The organism is Streptomyces sp. NPDC050263 (assembly GCF_040655955.1).
GTDB lineage: Bacteria > Actinomycetota > Actinomycetes > Streptomycetales > Streptomycetaceae > Streptomyces.
Genome location: NZ_JBFAKW010000240.1, coordinates 1 through 4,895, shown reverse-complemented (window position 1 = coordinate 4,895; position 4,895 = coordinate 1). Strand labels below are relative to the sequence as shown.

The following is a 4,895-nucleotide window of genomic DNA, read 5'->3' as shown; positions in this document are numbered from 1 at the left end:
CTCGACGTTCGCGTTCATGATGTCTCCTCGTGCTGTGGTGGACTCGGCATGGAGACACCGGCCGCCGGTCCGCCGTAACAGCCCACGAATGAGACGTAGCACACATGAGCCCGCTGGGCTCGGTGACCACTCAGTCGATGTTCACCCGGAAGATCTTGTCCGCGCCGTCCGCCTCGCCTCCGTTGTTGTCGGCGTTGGTGGTCGCCAGCCAGAGCTGGTCGGCTCCGGGAACCTTGACGACCGTCCGCAGCCGGCCGTAGGCACCCACGTAGTACGCCGTCGCCGTGCCGACGTTCTCCGTGTCGCCGTCGATCGGGATCCGCCACAGCCGCTCGCCGCGCAGTGACGCCATGTAGACGACGTTGCGGACGATGGCGATCGCGCTCGGTGAGGCCTCGGAGACGTTCCAGGTCTTCTTCGGGTTGGTCATGCCGGAGACGTCGCAGGCGCCCTCGCAGGTCGGCCAGCCGTAGTTGCCGCCCGGCTTGATCAGGTTCAGCTCGTCCTTCGAGCTGTTGCCGAACTCCGCCTCCCACAGCCGTCCGTTGCGGTCGAACGCGAGGCCCTGCGGATTGCGGTGGCCGTAGCTGTAGACGTAGTTGCCGAACGGGTTGCCGGGGGCCGCCTTGCCGTCGGTCGTCATCCGCAGGATCTTGCCGTTGAGCGAGTTCTTGTCCTGCGCGAGGTTCGGCGTCTGGGCCTCCCCGGTGGAGACGTACAGATAGCCGTCGGGACCGAAGGCCAGCCGTCCGCCGTTGTGGTAGCGGTTCTTCTTGATGCCCTGGAGAAGGACCGTGTAGCCGGTCAGGGAAGTACCGTTGTACGTCATGCGGACGACCCGGTTGCCCTCGGACGCCGTGTGCATGAAGTAGACGTAGTGGTTGGTTGCCCACTTGGGGTCGACGGCGACACCCATCAGACCGCCCTCGCCGTCGGTGGTGACGGTGTTGGGCACCGTCCCGACCTGGGTCTTCGTGCCGTCCTTGGTCACCTTCCAGACCCGGAAGTCGTCCCGTTCGGATACCAGGGCGCTGAGCCCGTCGGGCATCCAGTAGGCGCCCCAGGGAATGGTCCAGCCGCTGGAGACGGTGGCGATCGACGAGGGCACACCGCCGTCCGTCGCGCAGGCCTTCGTGGTGAGGTCGACGGTGTTGCTCGCCTCGGACACATTGCCCGCCGCGTCCCGCGCCACGACGTTCAGCGCGTACGGGCTGTCGCAGGCGAGCCCGGTCAGGGAGGCCGTCGTCCCGGTGACGGTCTTGTAGACGGCGGTGCCGCTGCGGATGTCGTACGCGACCACGCCTCGGTCGTCCGTGGCGGCGCCCCAGCTCAACTCGGCGCTGTTCGCGGTCACTTCGCCGACCTTGAGGGTGCCGGGCCGGGTGGGCGGGGTGGTGTCGGTGCTCTTCGCGGTGGTGCAGTCCACGGCCGGGCTGGCCGGCGAGGCGTTGCCGGCGGCGTCACGGCCGATGACCGTGAGGTCGTAAGTGGTGTCGGGGCTCAGCCCGGTGAGGGCCCGGGAGGTGGAACTCCCCTCCGTCTCGTTGAGTTTGTTGCCGTGCTCGTAGATGTCGTAGGCCGCGACGCCCACGTTGTCGGTCGAGGCACCCCAGGTGAGGGTGAGGCCGTTCTCGGTGATCGCGGAGCAGGCCGGCTGACCGGGGCGGCTCGGGGCCTGGGTGTCGGGGGCCGCGCCGACGCTGATCCGGTCGAGGTTGGGGCCGCCGTTGTCCGTGGTGGCGGTGGCCCGGATCTTGTTCGAACCGGCGGCCAGCCGGACGTCGACGCTCCTGGTCACCCAGGTGTCCCAGTCGGCGGTGGCCGGGAAGGAGACGCCGGAGGCGACGACCGTGCCGCCCACGGAGATGTCCATGGGCCGGTCGACGGCCGTTCCGTTGGCGTAGCGGAACGTGAGCGAGGAGGTGCCGGCTGCGGCCGCGCTCACGGTGAACTCCACGTACGAGCCCTTGACGTTGGTGTAGTCGACGAAGCCGGTGCCCGTGTACCCGGCATGGTTGGTGGCCACGGCGCCCTGGGAGACGGCGGCGTTCTCGGCCTGGTAGTCGGTGGCCGCACGCGCGGCCGTCGCGCTCAGGCCGACCAGGGGCACGGCGAGGGCCAGGGAGAGGGCCGGGGAGAGGCCGTGGAGGAGGGGCCGCCGGAGGGGCCGTCCGAGACTTCTTCCGAGACGTCGTCCGGGAGTTCGTCCGAGAGTTCGTCCGGGAGTTCGTCCGGGAGTTCGTCCGGGTTTCACGACGTCACCGGCTTGAAGAGCCCACCAAGTGTCGGAACGAGCGATCTGGTGCGGTTCATGAGTGTCCCTTGTGTCCCTTCACTTCACTGTTGCCGCGGTACTGGTCCGTCCGTCCTGAGCTGCTCGTTCATGATCAGGAAGGCGCCGAGGCCGTGGAAGTCGTTGGTCTCCCGGGGCCGCGCGATGTAGAAGTCGTAGTCGCCGACATTGGTGCCGATGGAGATGTCGGTGAGGTCGGTGCGGCCGTCGGGGCCGATCGAGATCCTTGCGAGGACGCCCTCGTAGCCGCGCCGCGCGACGGACCGGTAGTGCGCGTCGATGTATCCCTGCTGGGCGCCGCGCGAGAGGGCGTAGGTGAACATGCTGGAGCAGGAGGTCTCGGTCCAGTTGTCGCTCCGGCCGCCCTGGTCGATCACCTGGAACCAGCGTCCGGTCGCCGGGTCCTGGTACCGCTCGAGACCGGCGGCCAGCTGCCGCAGGATGCCGACGAGCCGGTGCCGGCCGGGGTGCCGGGCAGGGAGCGCGTCGAGCACGTTGACGATCGCCATCGAGTACCAGCCCACCGCCCGGCACCAGCGCTCGGGGGCGAGCCCGGTCTCCGGATCGGCCCAGCTCACGGTCTTCGACTCGTCGTAGGCGTGCCGCAGCAGGCCGTTCGACACCTGGAGATGACGGCCGTAGACAGCGAGTTGCTTCGCCGCCTCGTCATGGGCGTAGGCCGAGTCGCCGAACTCCTTGCCGTACTCGACGAGGAAGGGGTTCACCATGTAGACGCCGTCCGACCAGAGCTGGTGGGCGCGGCTGCTGGTGTCTGCGTGCCAGAAACCGCCGTCGGAGGTGCGCGGGTAGCTGTTCAGCCGGTCGCGGATCTTCTTGGCCGCGATGCGGTAGCGGTCCTGGCCGGTCTCGTGGTGCAGGATCACCAGCAGCCGGCCGGCCTGCATGCTGTCGAGGCTGTTGAAGTTCTGGTCGATGGTTCCGTCGGTGCGCACGAAGCGGTCGACGTAGGCCTGGATGTAGGCGAGGTACCGGGGCTCGTGGGTGCGCCGGTAGGTGAGGTACTGGCCGTAGAGGTACAGGCCCACGGGGTATGACCAGCCGCCGATGGTGCTCGGTGTGAAGCGGGCCGTGGTCGAGTCGATCATGGCCACGGACCAGTCGGTGGCGGCGGCCGGACGGGCGACGGCCGCGGGCTGTCGGACGGGGGGCGCGGCAGGTGGCGGGGCGGCTGCGGAGACCGTCAGCAGCCCGGCGGCGGCGAGCGCTCCGGCCGTCAGCACGGGACCGAGACGCCTCATGACGCACCCACCCTCAGGGCCAAGTCCTCCGATGTTTGCCGGGCGTTGCTCATGAGTGAACTCGCCTTCCTGGAGAGTGGGGGGTAGCCTCAGACGTCAGGATTGGCCGGAATGTCTCAATATTCCGAATGGACCGCCGCCAGCTGTTCGCATGTATGAACCAGGTTCATGCACCGAATTTCGAGGCGTGAACAGAGTCCCGACCGGACCCGACGGGGTCAATGGTCCGGACCGATAAGGTCGGACCCTTTCCGGCCAATCTCCGTTCACGGCAGAGGGGTTGACGGCACCGGGGCGGCGGGTCCACGTTGTACGGCACCCACGTAAGGAAACTTTCCTAACAGACCTGACGGAAGGGTCCCCCACCGTGCGCTCTTCGACACTGACCCTCGGCGCGGCCACCGGCGCCGCCCTCCTCGCCGCCGCGGTCCTCCCGGCGAACGCCTCCGCCTCCACCCCGGTACGGGAGGGGTCGGTCAGCGCGGCCGCCCTGCTCGCCAAGGTGACGTCCTGCTCGCAGATCTCGAACGGCAAGTACAGGACCGACGACGAGACCTCGGCCACCGTCCCGGTGTGCGGCAAGAACGGCGCCGTCTTCTGGAAAGCCGACATGGACATCGACTGCGACGGCCAGCGCACCTCCAAGTGCAGCGAGGACACCGACCCCTGGTACCAGGACGACACGGCCTTCCACCAGTCGGACGGCAAGCCGCTGCGCGCCGACTCGTTGCCCTACGTCGTCGTGCCCAGCTCGAGCTCCATCTGGAACTACGGCTCCGCGGGCATCAAGGGCGGCGGGGTCGTCGCGGTGATCTACCAGAACAAGGTGGAGTACGCGGTCGTCGGCGACACCGGCCCCACGAAGATAATCGGCGAGGCCTCGTACGCGACGGCCAAGGCCCTCGGCATAGACCCGGACCCGGAGAACGGCGGCACCGACTCCGGCGTCACCTACATCCTCTTCAAGAACTCCAAGGTGTCCCCCATCGAGAACCACAGCGCGGCGGTGACCTTGGGCGACCAACTGGCCCAGACGTTCCTGCGGGACAACTAGAGCGTCCTGGGCTCCGGGGCTCCTGGGCTCCGGAGCTCCTGGGCTCCGGAGCTCCGGCAGGGCCTGGGCTCCGGAACTCCGGCAGGGCCTGCCCGGCGAGCGGGCGGGCCCTGACCGGCACGCAGACCGACGGCTCGTCGGGGACCGGTCGCTCCGGGTGGAGGCCCGACGGATGCGGGACCCCTCGGCGGCAGCGCCGCAGCCGGCGGAGGCATGGAGCCGGTGGCCGAGCGGCACGACGTCCGGCCGCCTCGGCCCCCGGCTCCATCGAGGCCGAGGGGCTCCACGC

At 69.0% G+C, this 4,895-nt stretch carries 3 protein-coding genes; 1 reads left to right on the top strand and 2 read right to left on the bottom strand.

The genetic code is table 11. The features are described 5' to 3' along the window. Positions 1-130: 130 nt before the first annotated feature. Together AB0J04_RS45300 and AB0J04_RS45295 are read right to left on the bottom strand one after the other, a co-directional pair. Positions 131-2,110, bottom strand: a complete 1,980-nt coding sequence (locus AB0J04_RS45300) for a PQQ-dependent sugar dehydrogenase (protein ID WP_363174579.1) — start codon at positions 2,108-2,110, stop codon at positions 131-133. A 227-nt stretch (positions 2,111-2,337) separates the two neighbouring features. Continuing rightward, on the bottom strand, positions 2,338-3,552 hold the full coding sequence (locus AB0J04_RS45295; protein WP_363174578.1) for a glycoside hydrolase family 88 protein: 1,215 nt from the start codon (positions 3,550-3,552) through the stop codon (positions 2,338-2,340). 367 nt (positions 3,553-3,919) lie between these two features. On the opposite strand from AB0J04_RS45295, the gene AB0J04_RS45290 reads away from it, so the two are divergent. Further along, entirely contained in the window at positions 3,920-4,606 is a 687-nt protein-coding gene (locus AB0J04_RS45290; protein ID WP_363174577.1) for a glycoside hydrolase family 75 protein, read from the top strand. Positions 4,607-4,895: the final 289 nt, after the last annotated feature.